The organism is Prolixibacter sp. NT017, from assembly GCF_009617875.1.
Taxonomy (GTDB): domain Bacteria; phylum Bacteroidota; class Bacteroidia; order Bacteroidales; family Prolixibacteraceae; genus Prolixibacter.
Genome location: NZ_BLAV01000001.1, coordinates 4515104 through 4541716 on the forward strand (window position 1 = coordinate 4515104; position 26613 = coordinate 4541716).

Genomic DNA, 26613 nt, shown 5'->3' on the forward strand with positions numbered 1-26613 from the left:
ATCTTAAAGGTGCTAATGACAACACGATCAAACGTACGATTTAAAAGTGTTACTTCCCAACAGTCGGTACTGTTTCCGGGTAACCTAAGCGATAAAATAGCGGCTAATCACCCGGTTCGTCTGGTTAACCAGGTTGTTGACCAGTTAAACATAGACGATATTTTATCGACCTATAAAGGAGGCGGAACAAGTTCGTATCATCCGCGGGTAATGATTAAGATACTGTTTTACAGTTATCTGAACAATGTCTATTCCTGCCGGAAAATAGAACGGCAACTTCAGGAAAATATCCATTACATGTGGCTTTCGGGTGAAGCAACGCCTAATTTCAGGACCATAAACAATTTCCGAAGTCAGAAATTAAAAAATAAAATCCATCAGTTGTTTGCCTCGATGGTTCGGTTGATGAACGAAATGGGGTACGTGAGCCTGGATGTACAATACATTGACGGGACAAAAATCGAAGCAACGTCAAATCGCTATACGTTTGTTTGGCGTGGCTCGGTTGAAAAATACAAGGATAAGCTTGAAGCCAAAATCGAAAAGGTATTAAAAGAGATTCAGGCAAGCATTGAAGTGGACTCAGCTTCCCCTGAAGAAGACCACCTGCCACAGCCGATTGATTCCGAACTGTTACAAAAGAAAATCAACCAGTTAAATGAACAACTCTCAAAACTGAACAGGAAACAGCAAAAACAGTTGAAACAACTGGAATCGGATTCCCTGCCCAAACTGAAAAAATACAAACAGCAACTCGAAACCCTGGGGCAAAGGAACAGCTACTCGAAAACCGATACCGATGCCACCTTCATGCGCATGAAAGAGGATCATATGAAAAACGGGCAGTTAAAGCCTGCTTACAATACTCAAATCAGCACGGAGAACCAGTTTATTACCCATTTTTCACTCCATCAACGTCCCGGCGATACCGCCACCCTGATACCGCACCTTGACCATTTTGGAGCACTTTACAACAGGCGATCATCCACGGTGATTGCCGACTCAGGCTATGGCAGCGAAGAGAACTACCAATATCTGGAAAATCAGGACATAAAAGCCTTTGTCAAGTACAACTACTTTCATAAAGAACAAAAAAGAAGTCAAAGAAATAATGCTTTTTTGCCAGCAAACCTGTATTATAATAAGGAAAAGGATTTTTATGTCTGTCCCATGGGACAACGCATGAACAGGGTGAGTAACAACAGGCGCAAAACACAGTTGGGATATCAATACCAGGTGAGTATCTACCAGTCACAAAATTGCACCGGATGCCCGCTTCGGGGGCTGTGCTATAAAGCCATGGGGAACCGAAAGCTCGAAATCAACCACAAGCTAAATCGATTACGCCGGCTGGCAAGAGAAAGGTTAACCAGTGAAGAAGGCCTTTACCACCGCAGCATGCGCCCCATCGAACCGGAAGCGGTGTTTGGGCAGCTGAAATCAAACAACAAATTTAACCGGTTTACCCTCAAAGGATTATCCAAGGTGGAAGTAGAGTTTGGGTTAATGGCCATTGGACACAACTTGAGGAAGTTAGTGGCCCTAACTATGTCCAAACGTCCGAAAAATTCCGTTCCTTATACAATTATTTTCGTTTTTGAAGCAATATCCTGCACAAAAGCAGACATACAACAATGCCTACCAAAAATCAGGAAAATGTTCGGAACAATCAGGTTCGCTGCTTAAAAAATGAGGCCGCCCTTTTTGGACAGCCTCCTCTTTTTTAGTACCTTCTATCGGAGCGACGGTTGAAATCTCTGTTTCCACCATCCCGGTTAAAATCTCTGTTTCCACCCTCGCGACGGTAACCTCCTTCACGACGATATCCACCGCCACCACCACGGTTGCCTCCTTCACGACGGTAGCCACCGCGATCATCACGTCCGCCGCCTTCGCGGGGCGCTGATTTCTTAACGACAATTGTGCTGCCCTGAAGCTCTGATTCGTTCAGTTCACTGATTGCTTCATAAGCTTCCGGTTCATTAGGCATTTCAACAAATCCATATCTTTTGGAGTTCCCGGTTTCCCGGTCGAAGATAATTTTGGCGTAAGCAACTTCGCCATAGTGTGCAAAAAGATTCTCAAGGTCTTCGCTTGTAGTCTCGGAGCTCAGCTTTGCTACAAAAATGTTCATGATAAATAAAAATTATTAAATAAATAAAAGGGGTAATGAACGCGGTTAGAAGAGAGACAAGCAAAGCAAGTTTTTTTAGTTGGCTCACAGAACTTATTTCTAATCTATAAGTCAAAAGTAACCTAAAAATTTCAGATTGATACCAACCTTTGGTAAAGATTTTTTCAATTAAGTGTTAATTAACAAACCTATAGAATAATTTTCAAATCAACCGGATACAAGGACAAGCTGCCAATACGATCTGCCAATTTTCATTACTTTTGCTTCATGATTGATCAGGGTACGATACAACGCATACTGGACAGTTCCGAGATTGTGGACGTCGTTGGTGATTTTGTCACACTTAAACGGCGGGGAACCAATTTCATCGGTTTGTGCCCGTTTCATAACGAGAAGACTCCTTCGTTTAATGTGTCGCCTTCCAAGGGAATTTATAAGTGCTTTGGTTGCGGAAAAGGAGGAAGTGTAGTCAACTTTGTGATGGAGCATGAGCACCTTTCGTATGTGGAAGCCCTGAAGTGGTTGGCAAAGAAATACAACATAGAGGTAAACGAACGGGAAGAAACGCCCGAAGATATTCAGGCCCGTAACGATCGCGAGAGCCAGATGATTGTCACATCGTTTGCACAGAAATATTTCACCAGCCAGCTTTGGGACAGTAACGAAGGTCGGATTGCTGCATTGAGCTATTTCCGCGAACGCGGATTACGCGACGACATGGTCCGGAAATTCGAGTTAGGCTATTGTCCTTCCGGGAATGATGTTTTTACCCAGGAAGCCTTGAAAGCCGGCTATGAGATGAAATTCATGGAAAAGACCGGACTGACCATCAAGCGCGAAGATTGGATTCGCGACCGGTTCAGCGCCCGTGTCATGTTCCCTATTCATGGTGTTTCGGGGCGGGTAATTGCCTTTGGTGGCCGGACGCTTTCGCAGGATAAGAAAATAGCCAAATACCTCAATTCACCGGAATCGGATATTTACCACAAAAGCCGTGTTCTATACGGGATTTTCCAGGCGAAGCGCAGTATTATTCAAAACGACAAGTGCTATCTCGTGGAAGGATATACCGATGTTATTGCTATGCATCAGTCGGGCATTGAAAACGTGGTGGCATCGTCGGGTACATCGCTGACAAGCGACCAAATCAGGTTGATTCGCCGGTTTACCAATAACATCACCATTATTTACGATGGCGACCAGGCAGGTATCAAAGCATCTCTGCGGGGAATTGATTTGGTGTTGGAAGAAGGGGTGAACGTTAAAGTGCTTCCGCTTCCGGAAGGCGAAGATCCCGATTCGTTTTCACGTTCCATGGGGTCTTCAGAGTTGCAGGAATACATCGACAAAAACGAAACCGATTTCATCAAGTTCAAAACGCAGCTATTGCTGGAAGGTACCGAAAACGACCCGATTACACGAGCGCGATTGACGACCGATATCGTTCGTTCGGTTTCGGTTATCCCGGATGGAATTGTTAGGGCGGAATATCTGAAAGAGTGCAGTCGTTTGATGAATGTCCGGGAAGAGGTTCTGTACGAGGAGTTGCGGAAGCTGAAGCGCAAGCGCGACGACGAAATGTTTCGTAGAGAACAGCGGGTGCAGGTGCATCGTGAGAATATTCCGGAAGCACCAAATGTTGAAGTCAAGAAAGAGGCCGGACCGGTTAGTAATCCGTGTGCCATCGAAGAGAGGGAAGTGCTTCGTATGATGTTGAAGTATGGCGACCAGAAGCTTTTCGAAGTAGAAAACGATGAAGGTGAAACCGAAGTAATCACCGTCGCGGACTATTTTATATCGGAACTGGATGCGGATGGCATCGAATCGGTCGACCCGGTGATTCGGCAGGTTTTCCAGGAATGTGATGAACATTTCGGTGAAGAAGGCTTCGAACCGCTGCGTTACTTTGTTCAGCATCCCGATTCATCTGTTAGTCAGCTTTGCTCCAATATTTTGTCGGAAAAATATACCGAAAGTCAGTTTTGGAAAAAGCAGGGAAGTTACGTCGAAGAGGAACACGATATCTTGTACATGCTGGTGCCCCGGTTGTTGCAGGAGTATAAACTCCGGATGGTACGATTTCTCATCAACCAGGCTATCGACGAAATGAAAGAAGCAGCTAAAGGTGACGATTTTGAACAAATTGCCAATTTGCAGCGGAATATTCAGAATCTCAAATCGGTAGAGAAGGAGTTGTCGGATAAACTTGGCAAAAGGACCATTAATTTTTAAACCCAAACAGATACTGATTGGTTATCTCAAAACCACATAGCATCTTTGTGGTTTGTTTCCTTTTAATAAAAAAGAATTAGTTAATGATATATGTAACCGGCGGGACCGGAATGCTGGGGGCTCATCTGCTCCATCGCCTCACAAAAAACGGCTATCAGGTGAGAGCCTTGAAACGAGAGACCAGCAACCTGAACCAGATACAAAAAATATTTTCTTACTATAGTTCGGAAGAAGAGGCCAAACAACTTTTAGCAAAGATTGAGTGGGTTGACGGTGACTTGCTCGATCGTGATTCGATAAAAGAGCATCTTGTTGGTGTCGATTTTATTATCCATGCAGCAGCAATCGTTTCGTTTAACCGCGGGGATCGCAATGCGATGATTCATAGCAACGTTGAGGGAACAGCCAATCTGATTGATTTGGCAAAGGAAGCCGGAATCACTCGCTTTTGCCATGTAAGTTCTACTTCAGCTTTGGGAAATCCGCCCGAAGGAGTACCTGCTTCCGAAGAGCACGTTTGGAATAACAGCCGGAAACGGACTGCCTATGGCATGAGTAAATTCCTTTCCGAGATGGAAGTTTGGCGGGGAATGCATGAAGGCATGGAGGTGCTGATTGTGAATCCTGGTGTGATTATCGGCCCGGGAAACTGGGACAACGGAAGTCCTCAGCTTTTTAAGACCATTTGGAACGGCTTCCTGTTTTATACGAACGGGGGCACTGGTTTTGTCGATGTTCTCGATGTCGTTGAGGCAGTTGTTTCGATGATTGATCAGTCGCAGTGGGAGTCGGCAAAAAACGAACGATATGTGTTGGTAGCCCGAAATGTCAGGTTTCGCGAATTCTTTAACCTGGTTGCTGACAATCTGGGAAGAAAGCGACCTGTTATTCCGGCTGGAAAATGGGTTTTGGCAATTGGCTGGCGCGTCGCTCTGTTTGTATCCTGGTTTAGTTCCTCGAGGCCAGCTATCACCCGCGATAGTGTCAGTAGTTCCAACGAGATGAGTCACTATGACGGTTCCCGTATCACCCGGGTTGTTCCGTTTCAGTACACTGCAGTGGAAGAAAGCGTAGCCAGGGTATCGAAAATTTTTCTGAAAGAGCATCGCTAATCCAATTACAACTACCGTAGACTTGCATTAACGATATTTAAGTAGCGTTGAATTTACTTAACGTAATATTGTTGCACCTTTGTTCTCAAGGAAGAGCAAGTTTTTCATTGATATGTTAGAGTTAGTTGGTTTAGTCAGTTAGGTTTTACAAAGCCGGGTTCCCAGCCCGGCTTTTTTATGGTCTAAAGCGAGGTTTAACTTTCTTTAATACCTGTTTAAACGGGTTAACAGAAAAAACGGGCATCTTTGTTAACAGGAAAAGCAAGTTTTTTCATAGGAATCTTTAAGTTAGGTTAGTTTGGTTTAGTTAGGTTAGGTTATTAAGAAGTCGGGTTCCCAGCCCGACTTTTTTATGTCCTCATATTTCCTGATCCCATTTCAGCACTGGGATATCTTCCCGAATGATTTTCTATTTACTATAAGGTTTAACTTTCTTTAATACCTGTTTGAACGGGTTAACAGAAAAAACGGCCACCTTTGTTAACAGGAAAAGCAAGTTTTTTTCATAGGAATCTTTAAGTTAGGTTAGTTTGGTTTAGTTAGGTTAGTTTATAAAGAGTCGGGTTCCCAGCCCGGCTTTTTTTTGTCTCCTCCTTTCGGTCGAATAAAGTTTTCGCGATTCGGGCTGTGCAGAATTTAATCATTGTATCCTTCTTCCTTAACTTTTCTTAGTATCCGTTTTAAGCACTTAACAGAATATTGTTTCACCTATGTTTCTATGGAAAAGCAAGTTTTTTCATAGGAATCTTTAAGTTAGTTTGGTTAGGTTAGTTGATGAAAGAGCCGGTTGCCTTTGCAGGAACCGGCTCTTTTTATGTGCGAATCCGTTTTAATGCTGGTTGATTGGCTCAGGTTGCTGTGAGGCAACTTGATTTTTCCCTCCGGATCCACCATATATGGGCATTGGTTAGTCGAAAATATTTGCTTCTAAATTCGAAGCGGAAAACCGATTTGCTTCTGTAAAAACAAACACTAAATCCGGATGTCCGGACTTAGTGTTGCAGACTTTTCAAAAGCAAAACTTGATTAATGGATGCATGTACAAAGGCGAATTTGGGTTTTGGTTTCCGTTCGAAAATATGGTAAGTCTGGTATTTTTGCGAAACAAATAGTCAATTCGAATACACAAAAAGTAAAATTCAATATTCAAAAGATAAATACTGAATTGTGTATTGACTAATGTGACTTCATCAGTTGAATTATTAAGGAACAAATTGTCAGAAAGATAATAGCTGGGTATGCCACATCATATTCGACAATCGGTGGTGTTCCCCCCAAACAAAAAAGATCGCCCCAATAAGCGATCTTTTTTGTTTATGTAAGAAATGAAATTTGTTAAAGCATAAAATACTCTCTTATTTTCTCAACATAGTCGAGTTTCTCCCAGGTAAAGAGTTCTACTTCTCGTTCCAGCTTGCCCGAATACGGCGATTCAAAATTCTTGACGACGGTTCTTGGGGTCCGTCCCATGTGTCCGTAGGCAGCTGTTTCTTCGTAAATCGGATTACGAAGCTTCAACCGTTTTTCGATGGCAAACGGACGAAGGTCGAAAATCTCGCTAATCTTTTCCGCAATTTCGCTATCCGAAAGATCCACATTGGCCCTGCCATATGTGTTAACATAGATGTTTACCGGTTGGGCTACTCCAATGGCATATGCCAGCTGGACCAATATTTCATCGGCAACGTCGGCGGCTATCAGGTTTTTTGCAATGTGGCGCGCAGCATAAGCAGCCGAACGGTCTACCTTCGACGGGTCTTTTCCGGAAAATGCTCCTCCACCGTGTGCTCCTTTTCCTCCGTAAGTATCGACAATAATTTTACGACCGGTTAAACCTGTGTCGCCGTTAGGACCTCCGATAACGAACTTCCCGGTAGGATTAACGTGCAAAACATATTGGTCGTCGAACAACTTCTTCAGACGCTCAGGCAACTTGGCAACCGTGCGCGGAATAAGAATCTTGCGGACATCATCTTTGATTTTTGCCAACATGCGCTCGTCGTCGTTGTCGAAATCGTCGTGCTGCGTAGAAACTACGATGGTGTGAACCCGCAACGGTTCGTTATCGTCATTGTACTCAATCGTCACCTGCGATTTGGAATCCGGGCGGAGGTAGGTCATCTCTTTTCCTTCGCGGCGAATTTCAGCCAGTTCTAGCAGCAAACGGTGTGATAATTCCAGCGGAAGCGGCATGTAGTCGTCGGTTTCTTTACACGCATAACCAAACATCATCCCCTGGTCACCAGCTCCCTGGTTTTCGCGGTCTTCGCGGTCAACACCCCGGTTAATATCCGGCGATTGCTCATGAATGGCTGTGAGGATACCACATGAATCACTGTCGAACTGATACTCGGCTTTGGTGTAACCTATGCGGGCAATTACGTCGCGTGCCTCTTTCTGAACGTCGATATACGTCTGTGTCTTTACTTCGCCGGCAATAATTACCTGCCCTGTGGTTACCAGGGTTTCAATCGCCACTTTCGAGTCCGGATCGTACGCCAGTAAGGCGTCTAACAATGCATCGGATATTTGATCAGCCACCTTATCGGGGTGCCCTTCCGATACCGATTCTGATGTAAACAGAAATCCCATAATTATAATTTTTTGGACGGCACAGGCCGACCATCGATGAAACAAAAATAGAACGGGACGTTAAATGGTTGATTGATAATAGACGGGAAGGCACTGCTTTAGCATTTTTTTCCGTGGTTGCAATCAATCAAATCTATCCACATTCGAGGCACAAATGTACATCGAAAATATTTAAATATGCAAAAAGATGGATAAAAATTGAATGACAGGCATTGACCGGTTTCAGTTCAATTCCCGGTTACTTCGAGGAAGACTTTCTCGAGTGTGGTGGTTTCGCGTTGCAATGTGAGTAAAACGAACCCATTTTCTGCTGCAAAGCGGAATACGGCCGGCCTGATGTCTTCGGTAGTCGTTCCGGTCAGGAGCCATTCCGACTCACCGGTTTTTTCAACCTGTTCTACGCCATCGATCGATCCGAGCATTTCAGCCGTAACCTCACCTTGTGTTTCAATACGGACCAGCTGAGGGGCATCGGTCCTCAGAGCATGAAATTGCGAACGGTCTTTGTCGGCAACAATCCTGCCTTTGTTGATGATAAGTACCCGGTTGCAAATGGCTTCCACTTCCTGCATAATATGAGTGGAGAGCATAACGGTTTTATTTCGGCTTACTTCCTGAATCAAACGTCGGATTTCGATCAGTTGTGCCGGGTCGAGTCCGGAGGTTGGCTCGTCGAGAATGAGAACGCCCGGATCATGAATCAGCGCTTGCGCGATACCGACGCGTTGCCGGAACCCTTTCGACAGGGAACCGATCTTCTTTCCTAATTCCGGAGTCAGCCCGGTAAGCTCAATCATTTCTTCAACTCGGGCTTTCCGGTTTTTGATCGGGTACATTCCGGCAACCGATTCAAGGTACTCCCGGATGTACATGTCGGGATACAGGGGATTGTTCTCGGGCAGGTATCCAATCTGCCGGCGTATGTCGATGGAATGTTCCCGGACAGGCAGGTCGTTCACTACTGCATTGCCCGATGAAGGAGTGAGTAAGCCGGTGATAATCTTCATCATGGTTGATTTGCCGGCACCGTTCGGACCCAGAAAACCAGTTACCTCACCCGTGTGGATGGAAAATGTAACATCGTCCAGCGCTTTTTGCTCTCCAAATAATTTCGTAATATTTTCGACCTGTATCGACATAAACTCGCTTTTCTACAAAAATAACTTTTCCTTTTATTTGACAAGGAAATCAGCAGCTGTGGCCGACAATTTTATCTGTTTTTGCTGACTTTAGGTCTAAATAGCAATATGCAATGACAATTTTCATATCTCTCTGAAAATCTTTGCTAATTTTGTGGCAGCGAACCATGAAACAACTAATTTCGAGAATTTCGAACAGGCTTGTTGAATGCCAATTGGAAGTTGTGTAATGAGTCTGTTTTACAGTAAAATGTCCCGGAGCGACGATAACCATGAAGGATCAGAATTTTAATTTTGTGAAGAGTTTATTCCGGTACGAGCGGCAAAAAACAGCTGCCGTACAAGTGGGAAATGTGAAGGTTGGAGGAGAGTATCCGATTCGTTTACAGTCAATGACGGATACAGATACAAAAGATACGGAAGCCACGGTTGAGCAGATCATCCGGATTATCAAGGAGGGTGCTGATTACGTCCGTATGGCAGTGCAGGGACTCCGCGAAGCTGAAAATCTCAAAAACATCCGAGCCGAACTCGATAAGCGTGGATATGCCGCAACACCTCTTGTGGCTGATATTCATTTTTCTCCGCAAGCTGCCGAAACGGCTATTAAATATGTGAAGAAAGTCCGCATCAATCCCGGCAATTTTTACGATCCTCGGGCCCGATTCCAAAAGGTGGAATATACCGACGATGAATATCGTGACGAGTTGGCCAGCATCGAAGAGCGCTTTATTCCGTTTTTGAAAGCTTGTGCAGAACGTGGCACAGCGCTTCGGATTGGAGCCAATCACGGTTCGCTTTCTGACCGAATCATGAGCCGTTATGGCGATACGCCGGCGGGAATCGTCGAATCGGTGATGGAATTCCTTCGCATTTGCAAAAAAGTTGACTTTCACAATGTCGTAATATCCATCAAAGCCAGTAACACCCGGCTGATGGTGTACACCGTCCGGTTGATGAACTACCGGATGCGCCTGGAAGGAATGAATTATCCGTTCCATATTGGTGTGACGGAAGCGGGCGAAGGCGAAGACGGACGCATCAAATCAGCCGTTGGGTCCGGAGCATTGCTGGCTGACGGAATTGGCGATACCATCCGGGTTTCCCTGACAGAAGATCCGGCCAACGAAATTGGATTTGCCCGTAAGTTGGTCGATGCTTTTAAAGGTCGCGAGAATCATGCGCCGATTTCCGCTCCAATGATTTCACAAACCAACCCGTTTGAATATGAGCGGAGAAGTAACCGCCCGGTTGGTGACATTGGCGGCAAAAAATCGGTCGTTGTTATTGCGTCACTAAATAACTACACCCTGGAAGAAGTGCGTTCGCTGAATACCGGAACAGAACCGGATTACTATTTCGATGGCAAGCGCATTTTCAATAAAGCTGGTCGAGCATTTCCGATACTTTCGCTCGAAGATTATCTCTTCAACGATATGTACACCAACCAGGAGCGGTTTATTCGCGCCAGCAAACCGGAATATGACGCCCTGAAAGCCGAAAACCCGGAAATTGTTGAAAAGCTGAAGAACGAGAGGAAAGCGATTATCATTATGGAAAGTGATAATCTGAATAGCTTTGCGGAGTTACGTGCTTTCTTCATGGAACTGGATGCGCATATCTGCAAAAATCCGGTTATTTTGCATCGCTCCTACCGGGAAGATAATTACGAAGATCTCTTGATAAAGGCTTCCACCGATTTGGGCGGACTGCTGATTGATGGTTACGGCGACGGTATTTTGTTGTCGAATCAGGGAACCATTGGTTATAACGAGTTGAAGGATCTTTCGTTCGGATTGTTGCAAGCCAGTCGTATGCGTGTAACCCGCACCGAATTTGTTTCCTGTCCAGGTTGTGGTAGGACCCTTTTCGAGCTTCAGGGTACCTTATCTGAAGTGAAAAAACATTTCCGTCATCTCAATCACTTGAAAATCGGTGTGATGGGGTGTGTTGTTAACGGGCCGGGCGAAATGGGCGATGTAGATTACGGCTACGTTGGTTCCGGCCCGGGTCATATCAACCTCTACAAAGGACAGAAGCTTGTGAAACGCCATGTGCCATCAGAAAAGGCTGTGGATGAGCTGAAAAAGCTGATGATGGAAAATGGTGACTGGCATGAGCCTACGCTTTCCAGGTAGAAAATTTACTCGAAAACTATTTTTTATTTGACGAGGAAATCCGGTAACGCCTGGATCAGTGTTCCCGGTTCAATATGTAGTGCCTGAATTCCAAGCTCGGATGCTGCCTTGATATTTACTTCAGAATCGTCAATAAATAAAGTCTCTTCAGGTACCAATTCGTGATTTTCCAGAACTTGTCTGAAAATATCAGGATCGGGTTTTCTCATCCCCATTTGATGTGAGTAATAATCTTGCTCAAATAATTCGGAAAATACAAAGCCATATGCTGACTCAAAATCCTTGAAATATTGCTGACGATGGATTTCGTTGGTGTTGCTCAATAGGAAGATCCGGAACTGGCCCCGCAGACCTTGCAGATACTCAACGCGGTCGGCCGGAATATCCAAAATCATGGCACACCAGGCATCATCGATAGTGGAGTCGGGAATGTTCTGGTTGAGCAACCGGCGCACATTATCCCTAAATTCTTCGGGCGACGAAGTCCCTTGCTCCAGCAGGTAAAACAAGTCATGATGATAGAACCATCCCCGTTCGCCCAATGGATTTTCCAGTCCCAGGGCGGCAAATGCTTCGACGGTTCGTTCCGGTGCGATATTCAGAATGACGCCGCCTAAATCGAAGATGATATTTTTGATGGTACTCATATTGGGATGTTTTATGGCAAAAGAGCTTCCTGTAAAAAAGCGCCCGGTAAAGTTAGAATATTATCATGAAAGCATTTACTTTGTCTACATGATAACCTGACTTAAAAACTTTGAAAGATGAGACGAACCGGGAACCTGTTTCAAAAAGCGACGAACCTTTCTGCCACTTTTGTTTTCCTTTTCCTGCTCTCAGGATGTTACCAACCCAAGAAGGATTTTTACCGTTTTAACGGAGAAAATGCTTTGGAAATGCGTGCTCCAAGTGGTCAGATTAAATTGTTTTTCGAAGCTTTCCCGCAAAAAGGAATCTTATTCAGTATCAATTATAAAGGGAGAAATATTCTTGAGCCATCACGACTTGGACTGATAAACGTACAGAACAGACCTTTCTTGGCTCAACCTGAAATCGAAAAGGTGATTGGTCGTTCGTACCGCGAACAGCAAGCCGGCGAAGCAGCCGATGCGCACAATTATAATGAATTGGCCATCTACCTGCGAAGTAAAGAGGTTCCGGATAGGCGCATGAAGTTGCTGGTGCGGTTGTACGGGAATAACGTGATGGCGTTTCGTTACGAGGTGCTTTCCGGTTTATCGGAGAATATTGATATCAAGGGAGAATTGACGGAATTCATTCTTCCGAAAGGAAGACAGAATAATTTCTATAGTGGCCAATTGGGCGATAATCCCATTCAACCTGATACGCATATCGATTTTCCTGTGTGGTTCAGTTCGCGTAATGCCTGGGTTCGGATCAGCGATATCGAAAAAGTACCGACTGCGTCACTACGAAAGACGGGAGATTTTACGCTCGATGTCATCAGTGAAACCGGGACCGTTATCAACTTTTTCCCGTTTCCTTTCCCTTGGCGGGAAATAACCATCGCCGATTCGAAAGAAACGATTATGAACACCGAAATCCCTTTCTCACTGAAATAACCGGGGCTGTTAACTTATTTGGAGTTCCGGTCGTATGCTGTGAGAGATTAGACTGAAAAGGCAAGCATATGATTTGGGATAAATCTACGATACAGCTCCCCGATGGACGGATTGAAGAAGCTACGACGCCGCTTATTATTTCGGCCAGTCGTCGCACCGATATACCTGCCAATTACAGTGTCTGGTTCAAAAAGCGGTTAAAGGAAGGTTATGTGGGCTGGAAAAATCCCTACAATCAGAAGGTCAGTTATGTCTCCTTCGACAAAGCACGCCTGTTTGTATTCTGGAGTAAAAATCCAGCATCTTTTTTCCCGGTTCTTCCGGCACTCGACGAACGTCATCTCAATTACTATTTCCAGTTTACACTGAATGATTACGAGTTAGAGGGACTTGAGCCTTTCATGCCTCCATTGGCGAAACGAGTGGAAACTTTTCAGAGGTTATCTCTAAGAATTGGTCCGGAAAAAGTAGTCTGGCGGTTCGATCCGTTGTTTATTACCGGGGAACTCTCGCCGGAGAAGTTGATGCAAAGAGTGGAATCGTTGGCCAGTCAGTTGAGTGGTTATACCCGAAAACTGGTGTTTAGCTTTGCCGATATTTCGGTTTACCGGAAAGTGGAGAGGAATTTGCGCAATGCCAGCATCGATTACTGCGAATTTACACCAGAGCTAATGAACGAAGCGGCGCAAATGCTGGAGATAATCGGGAAGAAATACAATCTGGAATTGCGTTCCTGTTGCGAGGCAATCGACCTGAGGGGGTATGGTATTCAGCCAAACAAATGCATCGATGACGATTTAATCCGACAATTATTTTCAGGAGATCCGGAGCTGATGAATTTTATTGGCGGGCAGGAAACGCTATTTCCCGGTAAGGACAATAGTCGTTATCTGAAAATCAAAGATAAATCACAGCGTAATGATTGTGGCTGCATTGCCTCAAAGGATATCGGAGAATATGATACTTGTCCGTTGGGATGCACATATTGCTACGCCAACAGGGTACCGGGAAAAACTCATCCCATTGGCCGATAATTATCAGGGAACAATCAGCGAATCTACTTTATCAATCAGGTAAACTTTTGTTTCGTCAGCCGATACTTTTACCTGGAATTTTCCCGAAAGGGCAAAAACAACCGTATCGCCGCGCGTGACGTTGACCAGTTGATGGTACTGGGCTGAAAGCCCGTCGATAATGGCAAAGTTGTAGCTTTTCAGAATTTTTCCCGATTGATCCATCGATAATTTCCAGTAAGCATCTTTAGCGTAAGGCTCCAGTGAACCTCTGTATTCCGGGGCGTTTACCGCTTGGCAGTCGATGTTTACGGTAACGGGATGAATAGAGTCGGTGACGCTGTCGGGTTCGGTATACGAAAAGTTGACTTCCGTTTGCGCAAAATATTCCGGGGTATTCTGTTTTTTACACGATACCATCAGCAACGTAAAGGTGGTTAGTAGAATAACCGGTATATTCAGCTTGCTCTTCATATTCGTATGGTTTGCTACAAAGTTAAAAGGGATTGGGAAAAGTCAGCGTTTTCAGGAAAAAATAAATATCAATGTTATTTATGTTGATTTGGATAGGTTTGAATGGGGTAAGTTTTCCATTTCTTGCTGATTTTATCTGCAACAAAATTCTAACTTTAGATTCGATTATCTAAACTCACCTACGTCTATGGAGTCTCAACATAATGTTATTGAAATCCGCGATCTCTACAAAAGCTTTTGGAGTGGGAGCTCGGAAAATGAGGTGCTCAAAGGCATCAACCTCGATATAAAAAACGGAAATATTATTGGTTATATAGGTCCGAATGGAGCTGGTAAATCGACTACCGTGAAGATATTATGCGGCTTGATTGACGACTTTGAAGGCGATATCCGGATGATGGGAATGAACGTGCGCACCGATGCGATGGAGATAAAAAAGCGGATCGGTTATATTCCTGAAAATGCGTCGCTTTACGATTCGCTTACGCCGATGGAATTTCTTTCGTTTCTGGGTGAAATGCGTGGAATAGAACCGGGCCGGGTAACCGAAAGAGCGATGAATCTGTTACGCATTTTTGAGATGCAAAAAAATGCCAACCAGCGCATTTCCATGTTTTCCAAGGGTATGCGGCAGAAGGTGCTGATTATTTCGGGAATGATTCACAACCCGGAAATCATCTTCCTGGATGAACCGCTCTCCGGTCTGGATGCCAATTCAGTCATCATGGTGAAGGAAGTATTGACGCAGTTGGCACGCGATGGCAAAACTATTTTCTACAGTTCACACCTGATGGACGTGGTGGAGAAAATTTCCGATCGCATCGTGTTGATTGATAAAGGAAACGTAATTGCCGACGGCACATTCGATGAGTTGAAAGCCCAGGCTAACGACGAATCGCTGGAAAAACTGTTTACACGACTGACCGGTTCTACCGGCCTTTCTGACAGAGCAGAGGAATTCATTCATTCTGTAGAAAAGTAGTTGGCTATGGTTAAATTTATTGTTTCCCTCTTTTGGCCCTTCCGCAGACTGATTGAATGGACCGGCGTTGATTACGGGCAATTCATCACCATATTAAAGCTCAAGCTATTGATGGATAACCGCCGAAATACGGCCTTTTCATCCAAACGGGGCGGAGAAGCAAGGAATATGTTGCTGATGCAAAGCGGGTTGTATGCGTTATTTGGCGCAATTCTTACCGGTATGCTTCAAGTGATTCAGTCGGCATTTGTGTTTTATTTCGTCATTCACTCCATGGTGATGATTTTTACAGCGATGTTGATTATCTCGGAGTTCTATGCTATTCTGTTCGCCACTTCCGATAATAGTTTGATCCATTCGTTGCCGGTCAATGGGCAAACCGTCAATCTGGCCCGGAATGCACACATCTTTGTCTATCTTTTTCTGCTGGGCTTTAGTTTGTCACTGATTCCCATGATTATGGGAGCCTTCCGGTTTGGTATCGTCACGCTGTTGGTTTATACCGGTTCGCTGGCGCTGAATGCGGCCTTTACTTTATTCCTGACGAATATTATGTATCTGGGAATTATGAAGCTGGCATCCGGCGAGAAACTCAAAAACCTGATGATGTATTTTCAGGTGGCCATCGCCATTTTCTTTATGGCATTTTACCAGTACGGAATTCGTCTCATTGATAATACCGACGTTTTCAACATGTTTGTAACGATACATTGGTATACCTTCCTCTTACCACAATCGTGGTTTGCCGGAGCCATCGATGCGATTGCAACTTTTAACTGGGATTTGAACCACCTTATTTTTGTGGCGTTGACCATTGTTATGCCGTTGGCTGCTGCTATCATCACCAGTAAGTACCTGACGCCCCTTTTCAATAAAAAACTGACGGATTTGGAGCAAGGCGATCGCAGTGCTCCGGTTCGGAAAACCAGCAAGGTTAGTGGAAAATGGAGCCGCACGGCAGCAAAAATCTTCACGCGCAAAGCGGAAGAGCGAGCTTCGTTTACGGTGATGTGGAAGATGATTGGCCGGGAACGGCAGTTCAAGCTGATGTTGTTGCCTTCCATTGGCTATATACTGGTGCTGCTTCCGTTGATGTTTCAGGGGAAACACATGAGTTCGCTGGAGACGGGCAAAATGTATCTTGTTTTGTTGTATTTCCCGGTATTGATATCTGCAACATTGGCCAATGCTGTGTTGGTTGGCGAACAGAAGATGAGTGGTTGGATATTTCGTTCGAGCCCGATGAATTCGCCGGCCGAGTTGTTTAGAGGCATCATCAAAGCGGGATTTATTCGTTTCCTGCTTCCGGTGTACTTTATTGTGTCTGCTGTGGTTCTCTTCTTTTGGGGGCCGTCCAAAATCGATGATATCGTGATTGCGCTTCTCGCCAATTACTTAATGACCATCATTATCTATTATTACCAGACGCCCAGGTTTCCATTCTCGATGGAAAAATCGGCTGTCCAGGGCGGTTCCAACGGAATACGGGTGATGCTCTCAATGCTTATTGTCGTATTTATTGCGTTACTGCATTGGGGCTTATTAAGTATGCCGTTTCATGTCAGCTTACTGCTTATCCCCTTGTATTTGACTTTGATTTGGTATGTCGATTACAGGTGGGTGTACACTAGGATTACCTGGAAAGAGATTGATAAAAATACCCGGTATTAAAATAGAAAGCGTTGAAACCAGTGTAGTAACCGTTTCAACGCTTTTCTTTTTTTGTTAAATCAGCATTAGGCCTCCTCAAAGCGAATAATGTTTTCGATGTAATGATTATCGTCTTCTTCACAAAGCAACGGAACAAGTTCTGATAAGTCGTTGCACCAGTTCTTCAGCTTTTCAAGCTTGGCATTTAGCCGCAACAGCGATTTCGGAAAAACACCATCTTCGGTCAGCATGGCTGCCTGGAGGTTTTTCAGTTCATTTAGTTGTTGATAAAGCTGGTTAATTACTTCGTGTGTGTAACCAAATGGTTCGAGCGGTTTTCGCCACATCGGGTGTTCGAGAAGGGCCTCGTAGAATAGTGTCACAAAGTTTTGCCATCGGTCAATTCGTTCCGGAACCATTAGTCCCAAACGCAGTGCCTGCCAGTTAGCCAGATCCCGACGAAAAACGTACTGTGCGATTTTGCGGACCCGCCGAAAATGGAGGTCGGCAATTTCTTTCAATTCCAGGTAGGTCCGGATCATCTTGTCTTTTTCCTCCGACTCACTTCGTTGCTGTTTCAGCAATTCATCCACTTCTTCACAAAGAGCCAGTCCCTTTTGCAAATGAGCCTCATCGTACCCAAATGGCGCAAGACGGTTGCGAATGCACGTGACTTCGGTGGCATTTTTAATGATTTTCCGGTATCCATCCAGAATGGCTTCGTAACGGATGTCAATTTGTTTGTAAATCATAAATTCCCCCCTGTTGAGTCTTGAGAATATACAAAATTCAACATCCAATGGCAAATTTGCTGCGTTTGAGGAGTATTTTTTGAATTGTATCTTCATCGATATAGTGAGCTACCGTATTAACGTAAAAACTCTTTGTCCAAAACTCACCACCCCAAAGTTTTTCCTTTATTTCTGGGTGAAGGTTTCTTTTTAAATGATTGAATGAATCCTTAAAAACCACTGTAATCTGTTTGGGTCTTGAATATAGGAGCACTTTCTTTTATTATAACTAAAAGAACTACTACATAACAGTATGTTATAATGTGAATTAATTATTTTTGCAAGATGATTTAGGATGTATGGTTTAGGCATCTGTACTATATGAAAAACATCGAAATTTCTTAGCCCTATTATCATGCATTTGTGGAGTTTGCGTTATGAGAATACTGTTGAGATATATCATTACTATTATATTGTCGACTGTAGTCATTGCTGTCAAGGCTGAATTGACTAACAATATATTCGATATCAGGCATGTCGGCTATTCGGAAGGTCTCAGCAGTCAGCGCGTATTTTCAATTGTTGAAGATCAGAACAGCGCAATGTGGATTGCCACAAAAACAGGAATAGATCGCTATAATGGCAATACCATAAAAAATTATACGTTATCCGGCAACTTTTACTACGGCGATATGGGGGGGCGTACACTTCGTTTGCTGTACGACAAACATTACGGACTATGGGCGTACGACAATACCGGGAGAATCTATCGCTATTCGATCGAGGATGACAGTTTCGAACAGTACATGTATTTGGCCGAATTTATCAATGGAGAAATCATTTTAAACAAGTTATGCCTGGATCAGAACGGAACATTATGGTTAGGACTTAGCAAAGGGCTGTATAAGAAAGAAGCTGATAAACCAATCACTTCGGTCATAAGCGGACAATATGTAAATGACATTATATCTACAGGCGAATCACTTTTTGTTGGTACAGCCACTGGGGTGTTACAGCTTTCGTACGTGCATTTAGACAAAGTGCATTGGGTGCTAAAAGGAAAAGATGTACAGACGCTCTTCCACAACATCACCGACAATGAACTTTGGATAGGCACTTTCAACAATGGCCTGTGGGTGATGAATCTAAACACTTCTGACCTGCTTCATCTGAAAGAACAAAGCTCCGGTTTTCTGAACCCGATAAGAGCGATTACCAGCTATGATACGCATACCTTGTTGGTAGGAATAGATGGCGGAGGTGTGTATGCAGTCGACCGGGACTCGAAAAAGTGCCATCTGCTTATGAGTACAGAAGATAGTACCGATATTTTCTTACCAAGCAATGGGATCTATGCCGTCACTAAAGACCACCAGGGAAACATCTGGATAGGAAGTTATACCGGGGGCGTATCCGTTGCTATTCTGTTGAAATACCCGATTACGATATTAACGCATCAAAGGGGAAATCCACAATCATTGGCAAATAACAATATCAATGATATCGAAGAGGATTCCAATGGAAACCTATGGTTTGCCACTGACTTCGGAATAAGCATCCGCAATAAATCTTCGCATGTGTGGAGTCACGAGCTAAAGGGTGTCGTAGTAGTTGCCTTATGTAAAGGGGAAAATGGTTCAGTGTGGGCAGGAACTTACGGAGACGGCATCTACCTTTTGAACAGCCGGAAACAGATCGTCCGTCATCTTACCAGGCAGCATGGAGGGCTTACAACAAACTATGTTTTTTCGCTCAAACAAGATACAGACGGGAACTTATGGGTGGGTGGCCTGGATGGACAACTGCTGATGATGGATAAACAGGGTCGTCCTGAACTTACATACGATATTAAGTGGATTCATTCCATAGAGGAGGTAAGTGATGACCAAATGGCCGCTGCCACGGTGAATGGGTTCTGCCTGGTGAATAAACGTACCGGAGATATCCAACGCTATGCCACCTCACAAGAATATCACAAACAGAATGTCAGTGCCTATATCATATCCATGCTTTTTAATGCCGATAGTACTGTATGGCTGGGGACAGAAGGAGGTGGGCTAAACCTGTATGATATGCGAACCCGAAAGTCAAGGATATTCACTATGCAGAACGGCCTTCCGTCTAACGACGTATACAGCCTGCAACGAGATGCGAGAGGACGTCTTTGGGTAAGTACGGGAAAAGGACTTGCGCTAATTGAAAACTTCCAGGTATCGAACCTCAATTATTTGGGTGACATAGATAAAGAATATAACAAATCGTCTTTTGCCCGGCTGACAGACGGGAAATTTGCCTATGGTAGCACAAATGGCGTTGTCTTGGTCACGCCTGACGCGATAACTATGACAAACTATCAGGCCCAATTGAGATTTACCGGCTTGACAATAGACTATTTGCCCGCTGATGAAGAGAAACGTTTACGTCCTGCAATCTATGACATGCTGACTAAAGGCGTGGTTGAACTTGACTACAAACACAACTCATTCTCAGTTGCCTTTGAGTCGATCAATTACCGCTTTCAGCGTGATATCGCCTACCAGTATATTTTGGAAGGATACGAGAAATCATGGAGTAGCTTATCGTCCAATGGCATGGTGAGGTACACCAATGTATCTCCGGGTTCTTATCTCCTCAAAGTACGCAGCTTGCGCCGGAATAATGGGAAAACGATATCCGAACGAACACTTGTTGTAAAAGTCGCTCAGCCTTGGTGGAATTCTTGGTGGGCATGGATGGTTTACATTTTCGTCGCAGGTGTTGTCTTGTCCTTTATCTGGCGTTATAAGAGCAATCAGCTTCAGAAACGGTATGATGAAGACAAAATAAGGTTCTTCATTGATACCGCACATGACATCAGGACACCTGTAACACTAGTTATGGCACCTTTGGACGACCTGTATAAGGAGAAGGGGCTCTCGGACAAAGCCCTTTACCTCCTGGAACTGGCCCACAGCAATACGAACAAGCTCTATAAACTTATCACTCAGTTACTCGAATTTGAAAAAGCAGACACCCACAAGCAACAGACTGTATTAACCCCTTTAAACCTCAACGATATCCTTGCAGAAGAGATTGCCGGTTTCCAGCCAATGTGCGACAAGAAACAATTGCATTTAAGTCTTTCGTTGCCTGATGAAGACGTTTACGTTATGGCAGATTTGCATATTGTAGAGATACTGCTGGACAATCTCGTTTCCAATGCCATTAAGTATACGATGCCGCTGGGTGATGTCCACATAAGTTTAAATTACACAAAACGAAAAGCCATTATAGAAATTAAAGACAGTGGCATTGGAATTCCCAAAAAGGCAAAGAAACACTTGTTTACGGATGTTTACAGAGCCGACAATACGCAAAAATCGAATGAAGGCGGAACAGGTTTTGGACTCTTACAGGCGCGCCGGATAATAAAAATATTACACGGAAAGATCACTTTTCAATCCGAAGAGAATAAAGGTAGCACTTTTACGGTAACACTGCCGAGAACGTATGCCGTTCCTAACCCCGGCTCCAAGCAAGCTGTTACCCCCAGAGAACTCATGTTCTCGAAAACGACAGATGCTGCCGGACAAAAAGTAAGCAAGACACGTCGCATAGGCCGGCAAACAGGAAAAGATACGCTGCTTATCGTAGAAGATCACGAGGCCCTCCGCTATTACCTGCGTAAAACTTTCGAGAACGACTATCGGGTGGTTGACGTTTCTGACGGGCAAGAGGCTATCGCATACCTCGCAAACGAATACCCTGATTTGATCCTATCCGACGTCATGATGCCGGGCATACAAGGGGATGAGCTTTGCAGGCTGGTAAAAGAAAATCCGGACACCTCGGGTATACCCTTTATCCTGCTTACCGCAAAAGTTAATCATGATGCCACGGTTGAAGGATTAAAGAAAGGTGCAGACGACTATATTCCCAAACCTTTCAGCACTGAGATTCTAAAGCTGAAAATACAGAGCATGATTGCCAACAGAAAAAGACAGCGGGACTTTTTCATGCGGCAAGCTCTTTTACAAGTTGAAGCAGATAGAGAACGCCTGAATAATAGCGAAAGCCAGGATATAACAGTAAAAACCGATGATAATAAGACGAATGAAATGGTTTCGGATATGCTATCGGAAAGTGATCGTCAGTTTATCATACGAGCGTCTCAACTTGTCATCGCAAACATGAGCAACATTGATTTCAATATCAATACACTTTGCCAGGAAATGGCCATGAGCCGGACCCTTTTTTACAGCCGCCTAAAATCGCTGACTGGGAAAGGACCACAAGAGTTTATACGCATTATCCGGCTTCAGAAAGCAGCAGAACTATTAAAAGAAGGTAGAAATGTAACGGAAGTTGCCGCAGATACCGGATTTGTAAATACAAAATACTTTAGTTCGTTGTTTAAGAAACAATTTGGCATACAACCCAGCAAATACAATCAATCCGATTCAGCGTCATAGCGAATTCAGGACCGGACCCTTTTCTGTCAAATTGATGACAACGTAACGTTATTGCTGCTTCTCAATTCACAAAAAGTTCGATTTTACAACTCCACCTACAGGCAAAAAACGACTGAAAGCGCCCTGCCGGGGCGTGATCGAAAAATTGTCTGGAATCAAACCTTATTTGTCAGCTATCAGCCCATCGTTTTTACCTGCTATTCCCATTTTCACGTTGCTATTTTGAACAAAAGGAAAAACGATCTTCCGAATACCCTTCCGGGAGATGTTTAATTCCAGCCTAACTCAAAACAGCCAAAGAAACAATTTTAATCTAAACAGTTGTAATATGAAAAAAACAGCAGTGTTACTGCTCTTGGTGTGTTTGATGCAACAATCCTGTTCATCAAACGATGTTGTGGATACAGGAGAACACGGGAATTTCTTTTTCAAAGACGATTTTGAATCTTTTGATGAAAATATCTGGACCAAAGAAGTGCATGAAGCCGGATGGGTAAACCAGGAACTGCAAGCATACGATGCAGCGCATGTTTCGGTGGGTACCGATGAAGGTAAATCAGTGCTGATTTTAACAGCCGAACGCAAAGGCAATAAAATCTACTCCGGACGTGTAAATTCTAAAGGAAAAAAGAACTTCAAATTCAAAAAGATAGAGGCAAGTATTAAGCTTCCCAAAACCGCGAACGGCCTTTGGCCGGCTTTCTGGATGATGGGAGACAACGGAAAGCCCTGGCCGCAATGCGGAGAAATAGATATTATGGAGATGGGCGAACGTAACGGAATTACTGAAGCCACAACCGAAACATTCCTGAACACAGCGATCCACTACGGGACCGATGCCGGCTCCGGACATCAGCAAGAATACCAGGCTGCAAACTTCTCCCATAGTTTACAGGACGGTCAATACCATGTCTATACCTTAGACTGGAACGAAGATCGTCTGACAGTATCGGTTGATAATATAAAATTTCATTCGTTCGACATTAGCCAAACCAGCGGACGTTCTGCGTATTTCCACGACAACTTCTTCATCTTATTTAATCTTGCCGTAGGTGGTTCTTTTACCGGCATCTCCGACATAAACGAAATTACGGCTTTAAAAGACGGGGAAAAGGTGAACATGTATATCGACTGGGTAAAAATCAATTAATCTTAACTATAAATCCTATGAAAATAAAAGCTTACAAATACATTTTGTTTTGCGGACTATTAGCTGCCTGCCTGTTCGGAAGCGCATTCCAAATGAAAGCGGCAGGATTACATGATTCCGCTACAGAACAACAAGAACTCAAAGTTACAGGAGTGGTGAGGGATGTTCATGGCACTATCCCTGGAGCAACTGTTGTTGAGAAAGGAAATCTCAGCAACGGGATCATAACCAATGAAGAAGGTAAGTTTACCCTAAGTGTCCGTCCGGGAGCCACTCTTATCATTAGCTATATCGGTTATAAAACTCAGGAAGTAGCGGTTGGTCAGGCTCCGCTGGATATTGTTTTAGAAGAAGACAGCAAAATGGTTGATGATGTGGTTGTTACTGCTTTGGGGATCAAGAGAGAACGCAAAGCGCTGGGCTATAACGTAGCCGAAGTAAATGGCGACGCTTTTACAAAGGCCAAGGAAACCAACGTCATTAATTCAATGGCAGGTCGCGTACCCGGGCTGATCGTTAGTCAAACCGCAGGCGGTCCATCCGGATCCACCCGTGTTCTCCTGCGCGGCAGCACCGAAATGACCGGGAATAACCAGCCTCTGTATGTGATCGATGGTGTTCCTCTCGACAATACCAATTACGGCAGTGCCGGTACATCCGGTGGTTTCGACCTTGGCGATGGTATTTCAGGCATCAACCCCGATGATATCGAAAACATATCTGTACTTAAAGGCCCTGCTGCGTCTGCTCTTTACGGCAGTCGTGCCAGTCATGGTGTCATCCTGATCACCACCAAAAAAGCCGAAGGCAAGAACAGTTTCGATGTGGAATACAACGGAACGATGACTTTTGATACGCAACTTGCCAAATGGAACGACATACAACAGGTCTATGGTATGGGCAGCAACGGAACCTATAGTATCGATGCTGTATCCAATACCAATAAAAGTTGGGGTGCGAAAGCTGATGGAAGCAACTCACTGAAATACTTTGACGGTGTAGAGCGGCCTTACCTCATCATACCTGACAATACCTCGGGCTTTTTCCGTACAGGTTTTACTGCCACGAATACTGCCATCATCAGCAACAAAAGTGATAATACCGGTGTGCGCTTCACTTATACCGACATGCGCAACAAGGACATTGTTCCGAAAACCCACATGAGCCGTAACATCTTTAACCTGCGTGCCAATACTTCGCTGGGCAAGGTGGATTTTGATTTCGGTGTTAACTATACGCGGGAGGCCGTAAGAAATCGGCCTGCACTGGGCGACAGCAAGTCGAACATTGGTAAAAACCTGATGACACTGGCCACCACCTACGACCAACGATGGCTAAAAACGTACCAGGATGAAAATGGCGAGTACGCCAACTGGAATGGTATGGATCCCTACAATGTGAATCCCTATTGGGATGTCTATAAAAATAGCAACGACTCGAAGAAAGATCAATTCCGCTTCAATGGAAAGGCTGCCTGGAATATCAATAAGCATCTGAAGTTGCAGGGAACTGCGGGCGCCGAGCTCAACTGGTTTACTTTCGAAGACTATAAAGCCCCCACTACGCCCGGTTTTGAAGCAGGACGCCTTCAAAACAGTTCATTTCAAAACCGGATGTATAATTTTGAGCTACTCGCCCTTTACAACAATAGCTGGGGAGATTTCGACCTTAATGGTACCCTCGGAGGTAATGTGTACAAGGTGGATAACAAAACCACTGTCACCACTGCTCAGGATATGCAAATACGCGACGTAGTGGCGTTGATGAGCTTTAATGAAATCAGCGTAGAGCCAGGTAGTTACCGCAAGCAAATCAACTCGGTCTACGGTGCTGCCAATCTGGGGTGGAAACACATGCTCTATTTTGATGCCACGCTGCGCGGCGACCAGTCATCGACCCTTCCTACCGGCAACAACATCTATGTCTATCCCTCTTTTTCAGGTAGCTTCGTGTTCTCCGAACTGGCTCAGTTGAAGAAAATCATGCCTTACGGAAAGCTACGTATGTCATGGGCCCAGGTAGGTAGCGATACAGACCCTTACCAGTTAGGGCTGGTATACACCAAGTCTAAATTTACTTATCCAGGCTACACCATTGGCTATATCAACAACAACACGATTCCCAACAAGGACTTAAAACCGACAAAAACAAACTCTTTTGAGATAGGTCTGGATACAAAGTTTTTAAATAATCGGGTTGGTGTTGATTTTACCTACTATACACAGATTAGCAAAAACCAGATTATGGGCATGGCCAATTCCTGGACATCAGGTTACAACTACCGACTGATCAATGCCGGCGAAATTGAGAATAAAGGTATAGAAATAGCTCTCAATACACGCCCCATTGAAATCAAAGACTTTTCCTGGGATTTAAATCTGAACTTCTCGAAGAATAGCAACAAAGTAAAAAGGCTCGTCGACAATATGGATATGTTTGAATTGGAAAAAGCTCCCTGGCTCGATGTTCAGGTGGCAGCCAAGGTCGGCGAGAATTTTGGTTCGATAGTAGGACCTGACTTTGAATACAATGAAAATGGAGATATACTCATCGACCCGCAAACTGGGTTGCCTCAATATGACAAGAGCAATCATGTGCTGGGGAATGCATCCTGGGACTGGACCGGAGGTGCAACTACAACCTTTACTTACAAAAGACTGTCGCTTTCTGCCGTCTTTGATGTGAAAGTGGGAGCTGACCTCTACTCCATGTCTGCCCGTGCTGCTTATGAATCGGGCAAGAGCAAAGAAACACTTGCCGGACGTGAGGGATGGTACCGATCCGAAGAACAACGTCAAGCTGCCGGCATCGCCAAAGGCTCTTCCAACTGGACTCCCACCGGAGGGTTCATCGCTCCCGGCGTAATTGACAATGGTGACGGTACTTATCGTCCCAATGACATTTACATCAACCCCGAGGATTATTGGATGAGTGTAAGCCGCAATGCGCCGTCAATGTTTGTATTTGACAACTCGTATGTGAAATTACGCGAATTAACGCTGAGTTACAGTGTTCCAAAATCCTTTTTAAGAAATGTTGTAAAAGGTCTCAATCTCTCATTTGTTGCACGCAACCCATTTATCATATGGAAGAATATTCCGAACATCGATCCGGATTCCAATTACAACAACACGACTGGTATGGGTTTAGAGTATGGCTCATTACCATCGCGCAGAAACTACGGGTTCAATGTAAATGTTAAATTCTAAATGAATTTCAAGTTTAATTCATT

General features: G+C 44.4%; 17 protein-coding genes and 1 pseudogene. 11 read left to right on the top strand and 7 right to left on the bottom strand.

The annotated features are described in order from the left end of the window. Positions 1-15 precede the first annotated feature (15 nt). Positions 16-1536, top strand: a pseudogene (locus GJU87_RS18790) (IS1182 family transposase); the annotation flags it as partial. Between the two features lie 187 nt (positions 1537-1723). Here the strand turns inward: GJU87_RS18790 and GJU87_RS18795 are convergent. Then, positions 1724-2134: an RNA-binding protein gene (locus tag GJU87_RS18795; protein WP_153640881.1), complete on the bottom strand. Its 411-nt coding sequence runs from the start codon at positions 2132-2134 to the stop codon at positions 1724-1726. 267 nt (positions 2135-2401) lie between these two features. Between GJU87_RS18795 and dnaG the strand changes: the two genes are divergently transcribed. Both dnaG and GJU87_RS18805 read left to right on the top strand, forming a co-directional pair. Then, positions 2402-4366, top strand: a complete 1965-nt coding sequence (gene dnaG, locus GJU87_RS18800) for a DNA primase (protein ID WP_153640882.1) — start codon at positions 2402-2404, stop codon at positions 4364-4366. A gap of 83 nt (positions 4367-4449) precedes the next feature. Then, positions 4450-5478: an NAD-dependent epimerase/dehydratase family protein gene (locus GJU87_RS18805; protein ID WP_153640883.1), complete on the top strand. Its 1029-nt coding sequence runs from the start codon at positions 4450-4452 to the stop codon at positions 5476-5478. 1335 nt (positions 5479-6813) lie between these two features. Here the strand turns inward: GJU87_RS18805 and metK are convergent. Together metK and gldA are read right to left on the bottom strand one after the other, a co-directional pair. Then, entirely contained in the window at positions 6814-8070 is a 1257-nt protein-coding gene (gene metK / locus GJU87_RS18810; RefSeq protein ID WP_153640884.1) for a methionine adenosyltransferase, read from the bottom strand. A 227-nt stretch (positions 8071-8297) separates the two neighbouring features. Further along, positions 8298-9209, bottom strand: a complete 912-nt coding sequence (gene gldA, locus GJU87_RS18815; RefSeq protein WP_153640885.1) for a gliding motility-associated ABC transporter ATP-binding subunit GldA — start codon at positions 9207-9209, stop codon at positions 8298-8300. A gap of 272 nt (positions 9210-9481) precedes the next feature. Between gldA and ispG the strand changes: the two genes are divergently transcribed. After that, positions 9482-11347 (top strand): (E)-4-hydroxy-3-methylbut-2-enyl-diphosphate synthase, encoded by a 1866-nt coding sequence (ispG, locus tag GJU87_RS18820; protein WP_153640886.1) that lies wholly within the window; start codon positions 9482-9484, stop codon positions 11345-11347. 23 nt (positions 11348-11370) lie between these two features. Here ispG and GJU87_RS18825 read toward each other — a convergent pair whose 3' ends face one another. Continuing rightward, a complete protein-coding gene (locus tag GJU87_RS18825; protein ID WP_153640887.1) occupies positions 11371-11994 on the bottom strand; it encodes an HAD family phosphatase in 624 nt (207 codons plus the stop codon). Positions 11995-12111: 117 nt separating this feature from the next. Here GJU87_RS18825 and GJU87_RS18830 point away from each other — a divergent pair, with 117 nt between their 5' ends. Further along, positions 12112-12930: a glycoside hydrolase family 97 N-terminal domain-containing protein gene (locus tag GJU87_RS18830; RefSeq protein ID WP_153640888.1), complete on the top strand. Its 819-nt coding sequence runs from the start codon at positions 12112-12114 to the stop codon at positions 12928-12930. 68 nt (positions 12931-12998) lie between these two features. After that, positions 12999-13964 carry a DUF1848 domain-containing protein gene (locus GJU87_RS18835; protein ID WP_153640889.1) on the top strand — a complete coding sequence of 322 codons (966 nt, stop codon included), beginning with the start codon at positions 12999-13001 and terminating at the stop codon, positions 13962-13964. 3 nt (positions 13965-13967) lie between these two features. On the opposite strand, the gene GJU87_RS18840 is transcribed toward GJU87_RS18835, so the two are convergent. After that, positions 13968-14417 (bottom strand): hypothetical protein, encoded by a 450-nt coding sequence (locus GJU87_RS18840; RefSeq protein WP_153640890.1) that lies wholly within the window; start codon positions 14415-14417, stop codon positions 13968-13970. 187 nt (positions 14418-14604) lie between these two features. Between GJU87_RS18840 and GJU87_RS18845 the strand changes: the two genes are divergently transcribed. Together GJU87_RS18845 and GJU87_RS18850 are read left to right on the top strand one after the other, a co-directional pair. Further along, entirely contained in the window at positions 14605-15399 is a 795-nt protein-coding gene (locus GJU87_RS18845; RefSeq protein ID WP_153640891.1) for an ABC transporter ATP-binding protein, read from the top strand. Positions 15400-15405: 6 nt separating this feature from the next. Then, positions 15406-17070 carry a hypothetical protein gene (locus GJU87_RS18850; protein ID WP_153640892.1) on the top strand — a complete coding sequence of 555 codons (1665 nt, stop codon included), beginning with the start codon at positions 15406-15408 and terminating at the stop codon, positions 17068-17070. 65 nt (positions 17071-17135) lie between these two features. Here GJU87_RS18850 and GJU87_RS18855 read toward each other — a convergent pair whose 3' ends face one another. Together GJU87_RS18855 and GJU87_RS21870 are read right to left on the bottom strand one after the other, a co-directional pair. Further along, positions 17136-17801 (bottom strand): hypothetical protein, encoded by a 666-nt coding sequence (locus GJU87_RS18855; RefSeq protein ID WP_153640893.1) that lies wholly within the window; start codon positions 17799-17801, stop codon positions 17136-17138. A gap of 37 nt (positions 17802-17838) precedes the next feature. Then, a complete protein-coding gene (locus tag GJU87_RS21870) occupies positions 17839-18054 on the bottom strand; it encodes a transposase (protein WP_373921480.1) in 216 nt (71 codons plus the stop codon). A 163-nt stretch (positions 18055-18217) separates the two neighbouring features. Here GJU87_RS21870 and GJU87_RS18865 point away from each other — a divergent pair, with 163 nt between their 5' ends. From GJU87_RS18865 to GJU87_RS18875, 3 genes are all read left to right on the top strand, one after another. After that, entirely contained in the window at positions 18218-22231 is a 4014-nt protein-coding gene (locus GJU87_RS18865; protein ID WP_153640894.1) for a two-component regulator propeller domain-containing protein, read from the top strand. Between the two features lie 328 nt (positions 22232-22559). Continuing rightward, positions 22560-23381: a family 16 glycosylhydrolase gene (locus GJU87_RS18870; RefSeq protein ID WP_153640895.1), complete on the top strand. Its 822-nt coding sequence runs from the start codon at positions 22560-22562 to the stop codon at positions 23379-23381. A gap of 17 nt (positions 23382-23398) precedes the next feature. Further along, positions 23399-26590, top strand: coding sequence for a SusC/RagA family TonB-linked outer membrane protein (locus GJU87_RS18875; protein ID WP_153640896.1), 3192 nt, complete (start codon positions 23399-23401; stop codon positions 26588-26590). Positions 26591-26613 lie beyond the last annotated feature (23 nt).